Origin of the sequence: Lentzea jiangxiensis (assembly GCF_900104175.1) — a bacterium.
Taxonomy (GTDB): Bacteria; Actinomycetota; Actinomycetes; order Mycobacteriales; family Pseudonocardiaceae; genus Lentzea; species Lentzea jiangxiensis.
Genome location: NZ_FNIX01000013.1, coordinates 164,954 through 179,587 on the forward strand (window position 1 = coordinate 164,954; position 14,634 = coordinate 179,587).

The 14,634-nt window shown below is 71.6% G+C and carries 16 protein-coding genes; 11 read left to right on the forward strand and 5 right to left on the reverse strand.

Translation table 11 applies throughout. The annotated features are described in order from the left end of the window. Window positions 1–63: 63 nt before the first annotated feature. Both BLQ91_RS28180 and BLQ91_RS28185 read left to right on the forward strand, forming a co-directional pair. Window positions 64–1,245: a hypothetical protein gene (locus tag BLQ91_RS28180; protein ID WP_090101484.1), complete on the forward strand. Its 1,182-nt coding sequence runs from the start codon at window positions 64–66 to the stop codon at window positions 1,243–1,245. 53 nt (window positions 1,246–1,298) lie between these two features. Then, on the forward strand, window positions 1,299–2,081 hold the full coding sequence (locus BLQ91_RS28185; RefSeq protein ID WP_245733854.1) for an SGNH/GDSL hydrolase family protein: 783 nt from the start codon (window positions 1,299–1,301) through the stop codon (window positions 2,079–2,081). A 17-nt stretch (window positions 2,082–2,098) separates the two neighbouring features. Here the strand turns inward: BLQ91_RS28185 and BLQ91_RS43430 are convergent, their stop codons facing one another. Beyond that, window positions 2,099–2,233, reverse strand: coding sequence for a hypothetical protein (locus BLQ91_RS43430; protein ID WP_281199653.1), 135 nt, complete (start codon window positions 2,231–2,233; stop codon window positions 2,099–2,101). A gap of 165 nt (window positions 2,234–2,398) precedes the next feature. Between BLQ91_RS43430 and BLQ91_RS28190 the strand changes: the two genes are divergently transcribed. The 3 genes from BLQ91_RS28190 (at window position 2,399) to BLQ91_RS28200 (ending at window position 4,924) form a co-directional block, all read left to right on the forward strand. After that, complete coding sequence (locus BLQ91_RS28190) at window positions 2,399–4,075, forward strand: bifunctional metallophosphatase/5'-nucleotidase (RefSeq protein WP_245733855.1); 1,677 nt, start codon at window positions 2,399–2,401, stop codon at window positions 4,073–4,075. Between the two features lie 74 nt (window positions 4,076–4,149). Beyond that, window positions 4,150–4,593 carry a hypothetical protein gene (locus BLQ91_RS28195; protein WP_143022845.1) on the forward strand — a complete coding sequence of 148 codons (444 nt, stop codon included), beginning with the start codon at window positions 4,150–4,152 and terminating at the stop codon, window positions 4,591–4,593. A 10-nt stretch (window positions 4,594–4,603) separates the two neighbouring features. Further along, a complete protein-coding gene (locus tag BLQ91_RS28200; protein ID WP_090101486.1) occupies window positions 4,604–4,924 on the forward strand; it encodes a sunset domain-containing protein in 321 nt (106 codons plus the stop codon). Here BLQ91_RS28200 and BLQ91_RS28205 read toward each other — a convergent pair. Further along, window positions 4,921–5,379, reverse strand: coding sequence for an HAD domain-containing protein (locus BLQ91_RS28205; protein ID WP_090101487.1), 459 nt, complete (start codon window positions 5,377–5,379; stop codon window positions 4,921–4,923). The genes BLQ91_RS28200 and BLQ91_RS28205 overlap by 4 nt on opposite strands. A gap of 115 nt (window positions 5,380–5,494) precedes the next feature. Between BLQ91_RS28205 and mug the strand changes: the two genes are divergently transcribed. After that, window positions 5,495–5,989: a G/U mismatch-specific DNA glycosylase gene (gene mug / locus BLQ91_RS28210; protein WP_218130439.1), complete on the forward strand. Its 495-nt coding sequence runs from the start codon at window positions 5,495–5,497 to the stop codon at window positions 5,987–5,989. 192 nt (window positions 5,990–6,181) lie between these two features. Beyond that, on the forward strand, window positions 6,182–9,022 hold the full coding sequence (locus BLQ91_RS28215; protein ID WP_090101489.1) for an AfsR/SARP family transcriptional regulator: 2,841 nt from the start codon (window positions 6,182–6,184) through the stop codon (window positions 9,020–9,022). On the opposite strand, the gene BLQ91_RS28220 is transcribed toward BLQ91_RS28215, so the two are convergent. Beyond that, a complete protein-coding gene (locus BLQ91_RS28220) occupies window positions 9,012–9,563 on the reverse strand; it encodes an NlpC/P60 family protein (protein WP_090101503.1) in 552 nt (183 codons plus the stop codon). The two genes, BLQ91_RS28215 and BLQ91_RS28220, sit on opposite strands and share 11 nt — an antisense overlap. Window positions 9,564–9,712: 149 nt before the next feature. Here BLQ91_RS28220 and BLQ91_RS28225 point away from each other — a divergent pair, with 149 nt between their 5' ends. The 4 genes from BLQ91_RS28225 to BLQ91_RS28235 all read left to right on the forward strand — a co-directional run bounded on the left by BLQ91_RS28225 (window position 9,713) and on the right by BLQ91_RS28235 (window position 11,976). Further along, complete coding sequence (locus BLQ91_RS28225) at window positions 9,713–10,183, forward strand: hypothetical protein (RefSeq protein ID WP_090101509.1); 471 nt, start codon at window positions 9,713–9,715, stop codon at window positions 10,181–10,183. Between the two features lie 43 nt (window positions 10,184–10,226). Continuing rightward, on the forward strand, window positions 10,227–10,985 hold the full coding sequence (locus BLQ91_RS28230; RefSeq protein WP_090101515.1) for an LLM class flavin-dependent oxidoreductase: 759 nt from the start codon (window positions 10,227–10,229) through the stop codon (window positions 10,983–10,985). A 74-nt stretch (window positions 10,986–11,059) separates the two neighbouring features. Beyond that, window positions 11,060–11,200 (forward strand): hypothetical protein, encoded by a 141-nt coding sequence (locus BLQ91_RS41640; RefSeq protein WP_176959988.1) that lies wholly within the window; start codon window positions 11,060–11,062, stop codon window positions 11,198–11,200. 326 nt (window positions 11,201–11,526) lie between these two features. Beyond that, window positions 11,527–11,976, forward strand: a complete 450-nt coding sequence (locus tag BLQ91_RS28235) for an SRPBCC family protein (protein WP_090101519.1) — start codon at window positions 11,527–11,529, stop codon at window positions 11,974–11,976. Between the two features lie 225 nt (window positions 11,977–12,201). Here the strand turns inward: BLQ91_RS28235 and BLQ91_RS28240 are convergent, their stop codons facing one another. Continuing rightward, window positions 12,202–13,740, reverse strand: coding sequence for a phytoene desaturase family protein (locus BLQ91_RS28240; RefSeq protein ID WP_090101521.1), 1,539 nt, complete (start codon window positions 13,738–13,740; stop codon window positions 12,202–12,204). After that, entirely contained in the window at window positions 13,737–14,600 is an 864-nt protein-coding gene (locus tag BLQ91_RS28245; protein ID WP_090101523.1) for an NAD-dependent epimerase/dehydratase family protein, read from the reverse strand. The genes BLQ91_RS28240 and BLQ91_RS28245 overlap by 4 nt, the downstream gene beginning before the upstream one ends. Between the last annotated feature and the right edge of the window lie 34 nt (window positions 14,601–14,634).

Here is a 14,634-nt window from a genome sequence, read left to right on the forward strand (position 1 = left end):
AGTCGCGGCCTCGCCCGATTAGCGTCGGTCGGGCTCAGGGGCTGGGGAGTAGGGTCGGAGGGGATGAGCGTGGAGATCACCGCGGGCTCTCCCGAGACGACCTCACCTGAGATCGCCGAAGCCGTCGGGGCTGCCGAGCGGGTACTGACCAGGCGACTGGGCGCACAGGTGCGCCTTGCGGACCCCGAGGCCCTCGGGGGTACAGGTCGTTCCGTCGTGATCCGTGTGAGAGTCGCCTCCTCGCCGTTCTCCATGCCGCGCACGCTGGTCGTGAAGCAGTACCCGGCCGCGAGCGGCGACCGCGACCCGTGGGCGCACGAGGCCGTCAGCCACCAGCTGCTCACCGCCCTCCCCGCCGAGGAACGGGCGACGCCGGAGCTGTTCGCGCACGACGCCAAGTTCCGACTCGTCGTGCTGGAAGACCTGGGCCGGGCGCCGCGTCTGTCGGAGAAGCTGCACGCCAAGGACGCGCGCGCTGCCGAACGAGGCCTGCTGTCGTGGGCACACGCCCTGGGTCGCCTGCACGCCACCACGGCCGGCCGTGACGCCGACTTCGACGCGTTGATGCGCCGGGCGGGCGCGCAGTGCTGCCAGGACCCGATCGCGGTCGACGTGCACGCGGCGATCGCGGGCTTACCGGCCCTGCTCGAGACCACCCTGGGCGTGGCGACGTCCTCGCAGGCCACCGAGTTCGCCGCCCGGGCCGCGCGGGCGTTCAGCACCTCGCGGCGGCGCGCGTTCAGCCCGTCGACGTCCTGCCCGGACAACCACCTGGTCACCTCGCGCGGCGTCCGGTTCGTCGACTTCGAGGGCGGCTGCGTCCGCGACATCGTGTTCGACGCGGCGGCGCTGCGCGTGCCGTTCCCGTCGTGCTGGTGCGGCTGGGGCCTGCCGCCGGGCATGTCCGAGGCCATGGTCGCCGCCTGGCGGGCCGAGGTCGGGTCGGTGTGGCCCGAGATGGACGACGACGCGGTGCTCCTACCGCGCCTGCTGGAGGCCCAGCTGCTCTGGGTGTGGCTCGCGACGTGGCGGGCCCTGTCCAAGCCGATGCCGGTGGCCGCCCCGGTCGGCAACGCCCCGCCGCGCACCGTCGTGCTGGCCGGCCGGTGGGTCCGCCTGCGGTTCGACGCGCTGGTGCTGGGCGAGAAGACGGTCGCGTCGCACGCCGACGCGGTGATCGGCGCCCTGGCCGACCGCTACGGCTCCGAGGTGCTCGAACTCCCGCTTTACCCAGCATTTCGCTGACCGGTTCCCGCACGGTCATTCCGGCATCACCGGGCGAGCCGAAGCTGGTCCGCGTGCTGGTGTTGCTCGGTGACTCCACAGCGGTCGGGATCGGCGACCTCGTTCCCGGTGGCTGGCGCGGCTTCGGCCCCCTGCTCTCCTCGGCGTTCGAGGACAACGGCTACCGCAACTTCGCCGTCTCCGGCGCACGCGTGGCCGACGTCCGGCACTCCCAGCTGCCGGAGGCGTTGCGCTGCGGCCCCACCGCCGCCGTGGTCATCGCGGGCGTCAACGACACGCTGCGGTCCGACTTCTCGGCCCGGCGGATGCACGAGGACCTCGACCACATCTGCCGCTCCCTGACCGCCGCGGGCGCCTCCGTGGTCACCGTGCGGTTCCACGACCAGGGCCGCGTGTTCAAGCTGCCGGGCAGGCTGCGGCGGGTGCTCAAGGACCGCATCGACGAGTACAACCGCGTGGTCGACGTCGTCGTGGCGCGGCACGGTGTGCGGTGCGTCGACCTGCACGCGCTGCCCGGCGCCTACGAGCTCGAGACGTGGGCGGTCGACCGCCTGCACCCGTCCGAACGCGGCCACCGGATGCTGGCGCGGGCGTTCGCGGCCGAGCTGCGGGCGGCTGGGCACCGGGTCGGGGACGTGGGCCTGGAGTGCTCGGGCGGGCGCGAGCTGACGGTGTGGCACCACGTGGCGTGGTTGGTGGTGAAGGGGATTCCGTGGCTGTGGCGCAGGGGTGCCGACCTGGTGCCGCTGCTGTGGGGTGACGAGGAGAGGGCGGAGCCGCCCGTGGCGGTGCCGGTGCCGGGGGACGTGCTGCCTGCCGACACCGGCCTGGCGTAGGGGACCCTCCCGGGGGCTCAGCCGGCCGTGCTCAGGTCGTAGAGCGTCCGGCCGCCCACCGTCGTCGCCTCCTGCCGTGAGACCGGCACGAGGACGTACGTCGTCGACGCCGACACCGTGGTGGAGGGCGTCGAGAAGGGTGAGACCGTCACCGTGATCGCCACCGCGGAAGACGGCCGGTCCGTGGCGTCCAGCGTGGTCGAAGCCGGTCAGCGGGTCCAGCGGGACGGGCAGGCCCCGCCAACGAGGTGATTTGGGGTCAAGTGTGAGCGGTTATGGTCGGGTGATCAGCCCGACCACAACCGGAGGTGAGCGTCGTGCGCACGTTCACCCTGACCGTGATGGGCTCGACGGACCTGCACGGCAACCTGTTCAACTGGGACTACTACCTCGACCGCGAGTTCGACGACTTCGCGCACAACGACGTGGGGCTCGCGAAGATCTCCACGCTGGTGAACGACGTGCGGTCGTCCGTGGGGCGGCATCGGACGTTGCTGCTCGACGCCGGTGACACCATCCAGGGCACTCCGCTCGCGTACTACTACGCGAAGGTCGAGCCCATCACGCGCGGTGCCCACGTCCACCCGATGGCCGCCGCGATGAACGCCATCGGCTACACCGCCGCCGTTCTGGGCAACCACGAGTTCAACTACGGCCTGCCCGTGCTGCGGACCTTCGAGCGCCAGCTGGAGTTCCCGCTGCTGGCGGCCAACGCCGTGGACGTCACCACCGGGCTGCCCGCCTTCCAGCCGTACGTGGTGAAGACCGTGTGGCGCACGGGCGGACCGCCGTTGCGGGTGGGGATCCTCGGTCTGACCAACCCCGGCATCGCCGTGTGGGACCGGGCGCACGTCGACGGCGTGCTGACGTTCCCCGGCCTGGTGGAGCAGGCGCTGCACTGGGTGCCGGAGATCCGGCGCAAGTCCGACCTCGTGGTCGTGGTGGCGCACTCCGGGGCCGACCTGTCGTCGTCGCTCGGCGACCAGGTGCCGTTCCCGGAGAACTGCGCCGAGCTGGTGGCGGAGACCGTGCCGGGCATCGACGCGATCCTCGTCGGGCACGCGCACGTGGAGATCCCCTCGCGGTTCGTGACGAACAAGGTCACCGGGCGGCCGGTGCTGCTGACGGAGCCGCTGTTCTCGGGCAAGCGGCTGTCGCTGATGGAGTTCGACCTGCGCCACGACGGGCGCTGGGAACTCCAGGCGTCGCGGTCGTCGGTGCTGTCGTCGGCGACGGTGCAGGAAGACCCTCGGATCGTGCGACTCCTACGGCACGACCACGAGAAGGTCGTGTCGTACGTCAACGCGCGCGTTGGCACGTGTTCGGCGGCGATGTCGGCTTCGCGGGCCCGTTTCGAGGACACGCCCGCGTTGCGGTTCATCAACCACGTGCAGGCGCTGGAGCTCGCGAAGTCCACGTCGCTGCCGGTGCTCTCGCTGTGCGCGCCCTTCAACCGCGCGGCGGCCATCCCGGCCGGGGACGTGTCCATCCGGGACGTCGCCGGGCTCTACATCTTCGACAACACGCTGGTCGGCGTGCGGCTGACCGGCGGGCAGCTGCGCGACTTCCTGGAGGAGTCGGCGCGGTACTTCCGGCAGGTGCCCCCCGGCGGCCCGTTCACCGCCGCCTCCGTCTCGGCCGACGTGCCGGACTACAACTTCGACATCGCCTACGGCCTGACCGCACCGCTGACCTACGACATCGACATCGCCCGGCCCGCAGGCTCGCGGATCACCGGCCTCCGCTTCGGGGGCGAGCCCGTGGCGGACTCGGCGGAGTTCGCGGTGGCCGTCAACAACTACCGGCAGGCGGGGGGTGGCGACTTCCCGCACGTCGCCTCGGCTCCCGTGCTGCACAACCAGCAGCAGGAGATCCGCCAGCTGCTGATCGACTGGGTGAAGGCGGTGGGCGTGCTCGACCCGGCCGGCTTCACCGGCACCGACTGGCGCCTGGTGGCGGACGGCAGGCCCGTGGTGGTCTCCACGAACGAGTGAATTCGACCACGATGACCTGCCTGTTCTGGTTCAGGTGGTGGCACGCGGTCGTCCGAATGGGATAGTTCAGGCGCGTGCAGTTAGCGCAACGCGTCGCCGTTGGTGCCGTCGTCGTGCCGGCGTTGTTCGCGGCGGTGGCGCTCGCGGCGCAGCCCGGTGAGGCCTCCGGCCACCTGGTGCTCGCGGTGCGGTCGTCGGAGATCGTGCTCGCCGGTACCGCCGGTTCGCAACGCCAGGAGGTGGTGGACGCCGTGCGCGCACTGACCGCCGCCCACCGCATCACCGACGTCATGACCCCCGGTGCCCCCGGTCTCCCGGTGGCACCCTCCGAGGCGGCCTCGCTGCTCGGCGCGGTGCTGGACCGGGGCGTCACCGACTTCACCGGCGTCGTCCGCCGGGGCCACCTGACCGCGTCGGCACGCGTCGCGGACCCGGAGCGCGCGGGGGCGCTGAGCGACGCCCTGCGCGCGGCCGCCCCGGACCTGCGCGTCGACGAGGACTTCACGACTACGGGCTAGGAGCAGTGCGTTGTTCGGGTTCTTCTTCCAGATGTTCGGCCTGTGCGCGGGTGCCTTCCTCACCGGCGTCCTGCTGACTTGGCTGACCATGCGCTCGCGGTCGTCGTCCCCCGCCGCCGTGGTCGACGCGGCAGGCCTGTCGATCATGGAGGAGCCGGTCGACGTGGCACCCGTGATCAAGGCGAACTCGCGCACGATGATGTTCCACACGCCCGAGTCGCCGTACTACAAGCGCATGAAGGGCGACGCCTTCTTCCACTCGCCGGAGGACGCGCAGCGGGCCGGGTACACGATGTGGACGCCGCGGCCTCGGGTGCCGGCCGGGGCCTAGGCGGTGCGGAGCCAGGCGTCGAGGGCGAGGTAGTCGGCGTCGGTCAGGCCGTGCCCCGGGTCGACCCTGTGCGGGAGCGCCTTGCCGTGGTGTGCGGCGATCCAGTCGCGGTCCCTGCCGGTGATCTCGTCGTCGACCCAGGCGAACGGTCTGGTGCCCGCCAGGGCGACCAGGCCGCGGGTCTTCCAGTGCAGACCCCGGCGTGCGTCCGCGGCCTCGGTGTCCGGGTCGTCGGGCCAGATCGCCACCGGGAGCGGCGGCAGGCCGAGCAGGGGCGCGATGTGGGTGTTCGCGTCGTCCATCCACGTCGTGGCCCAGATGAGCTCGCACGGGAGGGCTTGCAGCCACGGGCCGTGCAGCGGGTCGAGGCGGGCGAGGCCCGGGGTGCCGGGCACGCCGTCGCCGAAGGGGAGCAGGGGGCCGTCGACGTCGAGGAAGAGGACCGGGCGGGTCATCCGGCGACCGCCCTGCCCGGGAACCGCGTGAACGCGGACCCGGCGCGCACGTCCCGAGTGGTCGGCAGGTCGGCCATCCCGGGAAGCCTAGACGCGACCTCGTAGGCTGGGCCACGTGATTGCCGACGTGATCAAGCCCGGCCTGGACGTCCTCTTCTGCGGTATCAACCCGGGCCTCGTGTCGGAGGCGACCGGGCACCACTTCGCCCGGCCCGGAAACCGGTTCTGGCCCGCCCTCCATTTGTCCGGGTTCACGCCGCGGCAGTTCGCGCCCGCCGAGCAGGAGAAGCTGCTCGAACTGGGACTCGGCATCACGAACGTCGTCGCGCGGCCCAGTGCCAAAGCCGACGAGTTGACAATTGACGAAATGCGCGAGGGCGGGACCCTGCTCGCCGAAAAGGTCCAGAGGTATTCACCGAAGGTTCTCGCGGTGCTGGGCGTGACGGTGTACCGGGCGGCCTTCGGACGCAAGAAGGCGCAGGTGGGGCCTCAGGAGGACACCATCGGCGGGGTGCGGGTGTGGGTGTTGCCGAATCCGAGCGGTTTGAACGCGCACTGGCAGCTGCCCGCGTTGGCGGAGGAGTTCGGGCGTCTCAAATCGAGCGTCTAGAAGCGGGACAAAAGTTCACATTCATGCCCACTGGAAGTGCGCTGGACGGAGTGGGGTCCCGTCTGGTTGCATCGTGATCTGCGTCCGTTCGAGTGCTTTTCACCCGTAAGTGGAACCGTGTCAGCCGGATTGCGTCAGAGTTTGGCGATGCCGTGCGGAGCTTGGTGAATCTTCAACACCGGTGGGGGCACAGTGGAGGTCAGGATTCTCGGGCCGGTCGAGCCGACGGTGCCGCCGAAACCCGCGCAGATCCTCGCCGTCCTGGCGGTCGAGTGCGGGAAGGTCGTGCCGGTCGAGCGGCTCATCGACCTCATCTGGGGTGAGGAGCCGCCGCCGCAGGCGCGCAAGTCGCTGCAGGTGCACATCTCGAGCCTGCGCCGGGCCGGGCTGCCGGTCGAGCACCGCGCGGCGGGGTACGTGCTCAACGCCGACCCCGGCACCGTCGACCTGCACGTGTTCCGCAGGCTCGTGGCCTGCGCCGGGGGCGAGGCGGACCTCAGGGTCAGGGCCGAGCTGCTGGACGAGGCCCTGCGGCTGTGGCGCGGCACGCCGGTGGTGTTCGCGCAGACGCTCGACGTGCAACGGCTCGCGGCCGCCGAGGCGTGGGTCGACGCCGAGCTGGCGCTGGGGCGGCACGCCGGGCTGGTGGACCGGCTCGCGACGTTCGTCGCCGAGTACCCGCTCGCGGAACGGCTGCGCGGGCAGCTCATGACGGCGCTCGCGCGGGCCGGGCGGCGCGCGGACGCCATGAGGGTGTTCCGGGAGACGCGCAAGGTGCTCGTCGACGAGCTCGGGGTCGAGCCGGGCGAGCAGCTGCAGCAGCTCTACCGCGACGTGCTGGAGGGGGCGCGGGACAGCAGGCGCAACTACCTGCCGCGCGACGCCGGCGACTTCACGGGACGCGAGGGGGAACTGAGCAGGCTCCTCGACAGCGACGGTGGCGTCTGGTGGATCGAGGGCCCGGCGGGCGTCGGCAAGTCCGCTCTGGCCGTGCACGCGGCGCACCGGCTGGCCGACCGGTACCCGGACGGGCAGCTGTTCGTCGACCTGCACTCGCCGTCCGGGGCGCTGGACGCGTTGCTGCGCGCGATGGACGTGCCGAGCGAGCGCGTCCCCGAGTCCGCGGAGGAACGCGCGGCGCTGTGGCGCGCGACGGTCGGCGGGCGGCGCGTCGTGATCGTGCTGGACGGCGTCACGAGCGTGTCGGAGGTCAGGCCGCTGCTGCCCGGCAGTCCCGGCTGCCTGACGCTGATCACGAGCCGCAGCCGGTTGTGCGGGCTGGAGGGCGTGCGCCGCGTCCCGCTCGACGTGCTGGGCGAGGACGAGGCCGTCACGCTGCTGCAGCGGATCCTGGGCGACGACCGCGTCGCCGCCGAACCCGGCCAGGCCAAGGAGGTCGCGCGGCTGTGCGGCTACCTGCCGCTCGCCGTGCGGATCACCGGCGCGCGGCTGGCCGGGCGGGCGCACTGGCCCGTCTCGAAGCTCGTCCGGCGGCTCTCCGACGAGCGCAGCAGGCTCGACGAGCTCGTCGCGGACGACCTCGCCGTGCGGGCCGGGCTGGAGCTCACCTACCGGGCGCTCGACGAGGACGCCCGCCGCGCGTACCGGGTCTTCGGCTTCCTCGGCCTGCCCGAGGTGCCGAGCTTCCTGTGGGCGCACCTGCTCGACGAGGACGTGCTCGACCAGCTCGTCGACGCGCGGCTGCTCGACGTCATCGGCAGCGCCCGGTACCGGATGCACGAGCTGGTGCGGCTGCACGCCCGTGAGCTCGCCGAGGCGGAGGACCCGCGCTCCGAGCGCGAGGACCTCGTCAGGAGAGCGGTGATCGCCGCTCTTTCCACTGTGGACGGACTGACCGAGCAGCTCTTCCTGGCCGTGCCGCGGATGCAGGACTCGCTGGGCGTGGTGACGACGGCGGCGCGCCCGACGGACAGGGACGCCTGGTTCGCGCGTGAGGAGCCGCTGCTCACCAGGCTCGTGGAACGCGCGGCGGAGCTCGGGCTCGCGGAGATCGCCTCGCAGCTCGCGGAAGTGCTGGTGTTCGCCTGGTTCGGGCTCAGGAACCGGTACGAGGCCTGGGAGAGGTCGCACACGGCGGCGCTGGAGGCCGTGTGGAGGACCGGGGACCTGAGACTGGAGGCGGTGCTGCGCTGCAGTCTGGGGCAGATGCACTACAAGCGGGACAACCTGGTCGAGGCGCGGTCGTGGTTCGAGACCGCGCAGACGCTGTTCGTGGACCTGGGCGACCGGCGCGGCGAGGCCGTCGCGATGAACGGCATCGGCATGGTGTGCCGTGATCTCGGCCAGTACCCGTGCGCCCTCGAAGCACTCGGCAGGGCGCGGAACCTGTTGGAGGCGACGGACCTCGAAGGCGTCGCCCACGCGCACTACGGCATCGGTTCCATCAAACGGGAGCTCGGCGACGACCAGGGGGCGTTCGAGACCCTGCGCCTCGCGGAGACGGTCTACCGGCAGGCCCGCAGCCGCAGGGGCGAGGCGCTGGCCGCCCGCGGGATAGGGCTCGTGCACCGCGCCCGCGGCGAGCTCGACCTGGCCGAGGACCACGTCCGCCGCGCGCACGAGATGGTCGCGGGCACCGGCGACGAGCTGCTCGCCTGCTACACCGCCCAGGCCTGGGCGAAGGTGTTGCTGCGCAAGGGGTTGCTCGAACCCGCGGAGCGGCTGCTGCGGCAGGCGCTCGACGGCTGCCGCGACGTCGGTGACCGGTTCGGCGAGGCGCTCGTGCGCCGCACGGTGGGGGAGTGGCGGCTCGCGGCCGGTGACCACGCCGGTGCGCGGATCGTGCTGACCGAGCTGCTGCCGGTGTGGAACGACCTCACCCTGCCGCTGTGGCGCGCCCGCACGCTCCGGGACCTCGGAGCGGTCCACGCCCGTCTGGGGGACGTCGCCGGCGCGGACCGCTCCTGGGACGAGGCCGCGAGCCTGTTCACGCGACTGGGCACCAGGGAGAGGGGAGAGGTGCGCCAGTGGCCGGCTCAGTTCGGTCTCGCCGCGTCCCGGCTCAGCCGGTGATCTTCTTGTACTTCCACGGCGCGTAACCGCCGCTCTTCAGCGACGAGATCGACACGGTCTCGTGGTCCATGTCCGTCGCCGTGCTGCCCTCTTCGTAGATCCACGCGGACGTCTTCGCCGAGTTGGCCCACTTCTCGAACAGCTTCACGTGACCGTTGCGCAGGATCATGTCGCCCGGCTTGAGGTTCGCCCAGGAGATCTTGGTGGCGACCTCGTCCAGGTTGCGCGTGTTGCGGCTCGTCGTGAGCTTCCAGGCCATGGAGACGAAGCCCGAGCAGTCCGTGCGGTACTTCTTGCCCTTGCCGACGTCCCAGGCGTAGGCGGACTGGCTGTACGGGATCTTGCGGTCCCACCAGTCCTTGGCGCGCTTGACGACCTCGGTGCGGCTGATGGAACCGCCGTACCCGGCCGCCGCCCGCACCTGGGAGACGGAGGTCTCCTGCTCGGCGGGACCCTCCGGTGCGGCCTGGGCGACGCCGCTCGGGCCACCGAGCAGTCCGAGCGAGATCGCGGTCGCCGCGACGGCGTGGCGAATGCGCATTGTTGTTGCTCCGATCGACTTGCGCCTGGTGATGACCGGAACTGTCCACTCCGGCGCCAAAGATCGGCCTAAGGCCGCTTTAGGGCTTCCTTTACCGCGTCTGCCTAGCTTTCGCGGCGTCTTGCCCAGGGCTTAAGGAGAGAGAGCACATGTTCGTTCGCACGATCGCGGCGGTGATCGCGATGTTCGCGGCTCTGCTGATGGGCGCGTCCGTCGCGTCCGCGGCTCCGGCCAAGTACACGCACTCCCAGGCGACCGCGCAGCTGCGCGCGGCCGGCATCGCCTGGACGTCGAGCGGCGGGTGCAGCGACCGCAACCGTCCGAACTGCACGTCGTTCGAGCAGATCAACCAGACGACGATCGCGGGTGCCAAGACGTTCAAGAGCGCTTCGGGTTGCGCGCTGACCATCACCGGCGGCACGGAGACCGGCCACGCGTCGGGCACGTACTCGCACTGGAACGGCTACAAGGTGGACTACCGGCTGTCCAGCTGCGTCACGAACTACATCAAGAGCAAGTTCTCGTCCATCGGCGGGAACAAGTGGAAGTCGAACGCGGGCAACATCTACTACCTCGAGTCGAACCACTGGGACGTGACGTACCACAACTGCGGGTGCTGAGAACCTGTTGCCGAGCCGGGGTGGGGCCGGTAGTAGTTGTCGGGTGACCACACTCGGCGTCGTCTACCGGCCCCAGCTCCCGCCCGAGAACCTGCGTTCCGTCGTCCTCGCGGCCGAGGAGTCCGGTGTGGACTCGTTGTGGCTGTGGGAGGACTGCTTCCTGGAGAGCGGCATCGCCTGCGCTTCCGCCGCGCTGGCCTGGACCTCGCGGCTGAAGGTCGGCGTCGGCCTGCTGCCCGTGCCGCTGCGCAACGTCGCGATCACCGCGATGGAGGCGGCGACGCTCGACCGGTTGTTCCCCGGCCGCGTCACGATCGGCGTCGGCCACGGCGTGCAGGACTGGATGGGACAGGTCGGCGCGCGGGTGGCGTCGCCGCTGAGGTTGCTGCGCGAGTACACGGACGCGTTGAAGGCGTTGCTGGCGGGCGAACGGGTCACCGCGGACGGCCGGTACGTGAAGCTGACCGGGGTGGCGCTCGACTGGCCGCCCGCCGCGCCGATGCCCGTCTACCTCGGCGGTCACGGCATGAAGACCCTCGTCCTCGCCGGTGAGGTCGGCGACGGCACGATCCTCGACGCCTCGGCCGACCTGGAGCAGGTCCGCGCGATCCGGGCGACGAGGGACCACCCCGTCGTCGTCTACGTGGAAACGGACTCGCGGGACGCCGCGTTCGTCACCGACCTCGTCTCCCAGGTGGCCGGAGCGGGCGCCACCAGCGTGATCTTGCAGCAGTCCGCCGCGAGCGAGGACCCCGAAGGGTTCGTCCGTTTCGTGGGATCACTCGATGGTGTGAGGGCCTGACGCGCTGGATAACGGCGCACACCGCCGTGCGATGGAACGGGCGTGGGCTTTCGTCGCTGTTCGGGGAGGTGGAGATGCTCGGTCGCAAGAACCGCCGCATCGTCGAGCCGGAGCGGGCCGTCGAAGGCCTGTGGCAGCTCCTCTCCCGAACCGGTGAAGCCGGACGGCGCAGGCGCACGCGCTGGAGGAGGCCGACCGCGCGGGTGCGGAGCTGAGCGCGCCCCGGCACCGGATCGAGACCGGGCGGCGATCGGAGGTGGCGGGCAGGTCACCTCCACGGATCGGACGCGACCGGGCGCAGGCTCGTCGAGAACTGCCTGCGCGTGCTGCGAGCCGGTGGCCTGGACGCGGCGAGGAGGCGCTCGATCGCGCGACGTCGGCGATCGAGCGCCTCGGCGGGACGTTCGCGCTCCGCGTCTCGCCGCGTTACCAGGCGTTGCGGGCCTGCGAGCTGGAGCTCACGGCCGGCCGCCCGCGTCGCCGACCGAAAGTCGCCGCACGCGCCGGATTGCTTCCTGATCCGCGGGGTATGTCTGAGAGCGTGGCAGAGGTCTCCCTGAACGTCGAAGCTCCTATTGACGCCGTGTGGTCCGTGCTGGCCGACGGCTGGTCCTACGCGGGCTGGGTCGTGGGCGCGTCGCACATCCGCGACGTCGACGCGGGCTGGCCCCAGCAGGGCACGCGCATTCACCACAGCGTCGGTCCGTGGCCGTTCACCATCGAGGACGTCACCGAGGTGGTCCGCTGCGAGCCGAACCAGCTGCTCGAGCTGGACGCGCGGTTGTGGCCGGTGGGCGCGGCGCGGATCACCTTCACGCTGCGGGCGCGCTCCGAGTCGCTCACCGAGGTGCACATGACCGAACGGGCGGTGCGCGGCCCCACCGCGCTCATGCCGAACGCCGTGCAGGACGTGCTGCTCGTCCCCCGGAACAAGGAGACCCTCCAGCGCTTGAACGCACTGTCCAAGGGGCGTCCGGCACCCTTTCACTAGGTGACTGGTGACAGGAGGTCCTGGCCGGGCACCGGGTTCTGGTGGGGCCGGCGGAGCTCGAGCCGGGGACCGGCGGGGTGGTGGTCGACTCCTCCCGGACGGCTCGGCAGACCACCGCCCTGGTCCGGGGCGGGGACGTGGCTCCCGGTTGGGAGACAACGCATCCGGACCTGGAGGGTTGGTGATGGGGTACCTGCGGGCGTCACGGGCCCGCAGGCCCGCCCGTCAGTAGATCGCCTTGTGGGCGCCCTGGATCAGGGCCTTGTACAGCCCACCCGCCGCACCCCACCGCGCCAGCGCCGCCCGGGCCGCGTTGGCCCCCGCGGCCCCGTGCACGCCGCCGCCCGGCCAGGCCGACGACCCGGTCAGGTACAGCCGGTCGAACGGCGTGTCCGCGCGGCCGAGCCCCGGCACCGGCCGGAAGACCAGCTGCTGGTGGATGGCCGCGGTGCCGCCGTTGACCGAGCCGATCTCGGCAGGGCCGAGCACCGAGCGGCCGACGATGCGCGAGCGGAAACCCGGCGCGCGTTCCTCGATCACCAGCTCCAGGCGGTCCGCGCGGCGCTTCAGCCTCTCCGGCGACCAGTTCCCGCCCAGCGGCACGTGCGTGTAGGCCCAGGCGGCCTCGGTGCCGGCGGGGGAGCGGGTCGGGTCGCTCGTCGTCATCTGGCCCACGATCATGAACGGGTTGCGCGGCACCTTGCCGCACGCCAGTTCGTGGGCGGTGGTCGCGAGGCCGTTGACGTCGCCGCCGAGGTGCACGGTGCCCGCCTGCGAGGCTTCCGGGTTGCGCCACGGGATGGGACCCGACAGCGCCCAGTCCACCTTGATCGTGTCGCCGTCCCACTGGAACCGCGTGAGGTCCTCGGCGAGCTTCGGCGGCAGCGCGTCGGCGCCGATCAGGTCGAGGTAGAGCCGGGGCGCGGGCACGTCGGCCAGAACGGCTCGGCGTGCGCGCACAACGGAACCGTCTTCCAGACGCACACCTACGGCGACACCGCGGGCGTGCAGCACCGAGGTGACACGGGCGCCCGTTTCGATGCGGCCGCCGAAACGGCGCACGAGGGACGCGGTCAGCTCGCCGGCGCCGCCGCGGGGGACGGGGTTGCCGACGTCCTGGGCGAGCATGGCGAGCAGCCACCCGAAGCCCGCGCCGCCGGCCTGGTCCGGGCCCAGGTCCGAGTGCATCGTGTTGCCCGCGAACAACACCCGTGCGCCCTCACCGGAGAAGAGCTCCTCGCCCAGACGGCGCACGGGCAGCGTCAGCAGCCGCGTCAGGCGCAGCGTGTCACCCAGGCCCAGCTTGCGCAGCAACGACATCCCGCCGCGCGCGGGCGGGAAGGGCCGCAGCAGGCTGTCCAGCACGCTGTCGCGGATCCGCTGCCACTGCGCGAACGTCGCCTGCCAGGCTTCGGCGTCCGAGCCGGCGAACGAGCCGACGGACTTGGCGGTGACTTCGACGTCGCGGGACAGGAGCGCGACACGGTCGTCCGGCAGCACGTGGGCGAGCACGGCGGGTGCGTGCTCCCACTGCACGTCGAGGTTCAACGCGCCGAGGACGGGCGAGCCGAGGCCGAGTGGGTAGAACGCGCTGTAGACGTCGTTCGTGAAGCCCGGTGCGGTGATCTCCGCGGACGTCACGGCACCACCGACCGTGTCGCGCTGCTCCAGCACGAGCACGTCCCAGCCCGCGTCCGCCAGCAGGGCCGCGGCGACCAGGCCGTTGGGGCCGGAGCCGATGACGACCGCATCCACCTCGTTCACGCACGCCCTCCCATTGCGTCGACGACCTCGCGCAACACGTCACGCGCGTCGTGCTCAGGCCACCATTCCAGATCTTCGTGTGCTCGTGTGGTCCGCACTAGCGGAGCCTGATCGGCCATCCGGACCCATTCCGGCGTCAGCGGTTGCAGCCCGAGACGGGCTGTCGCGCCCGCGAGCTTCTCGACCACCGGGTACGGCACCGGCAACCGGGCGGCGCCGACGCGGTCGGCGATCATCGGCGCGGTCAGCACCGGCTCGGCGGCGAGGTTGAAGGGGCCGAAAGCCTTGCGGCGCACGATCTCCACGATCGCGCGCGCCACGTCGTCGGCGTGCACGAGCTGCAGGCGCAGGTCGTTCCACAGCGGGATCGGCAGGTAGGGCAGCAGCTTCGGCGGGAGCAACGGGCTGAGCAGCCAGCGGCGGATCTGCCGGGCCGCGGACGCCTGCCCGATGCCGCACGGCCGGATCACGCTGCACGGAAGCGGGTAGCGGCTGATCATCTCCTCCAGCCGCACCTTGTGCGCGCTGTAGGTGTTGCCGGCGATGCCCGTCAGCCGCCACGACTCGTCGACCCTCGACCAGCGCCGCGCCGGGCCGTACGCCGCTACCGAGGAGGCGAGGACCAGGTGGCCGACGTCTTCCTTCACGCACGCGGCCAGCACGTGTTCGCTGCCGTCGACGTTGGTCTCGCGATTCGTGGGTTTGATCGCCCACGCCAGGTGCACGACTACGTCCGCGCCGCGGAACGCGTCGCGCAACGACGAGAGGGTGCGCACGTCGACACCGGCGTCCTCGAACTCCAGATGACGGCGAAGCGCCGTGCCGACGTTGCCCGAGCCACCGGTGACGACGATTTTCACCCTGCCGGGATACCCGCGATGTGCCCGATCACGC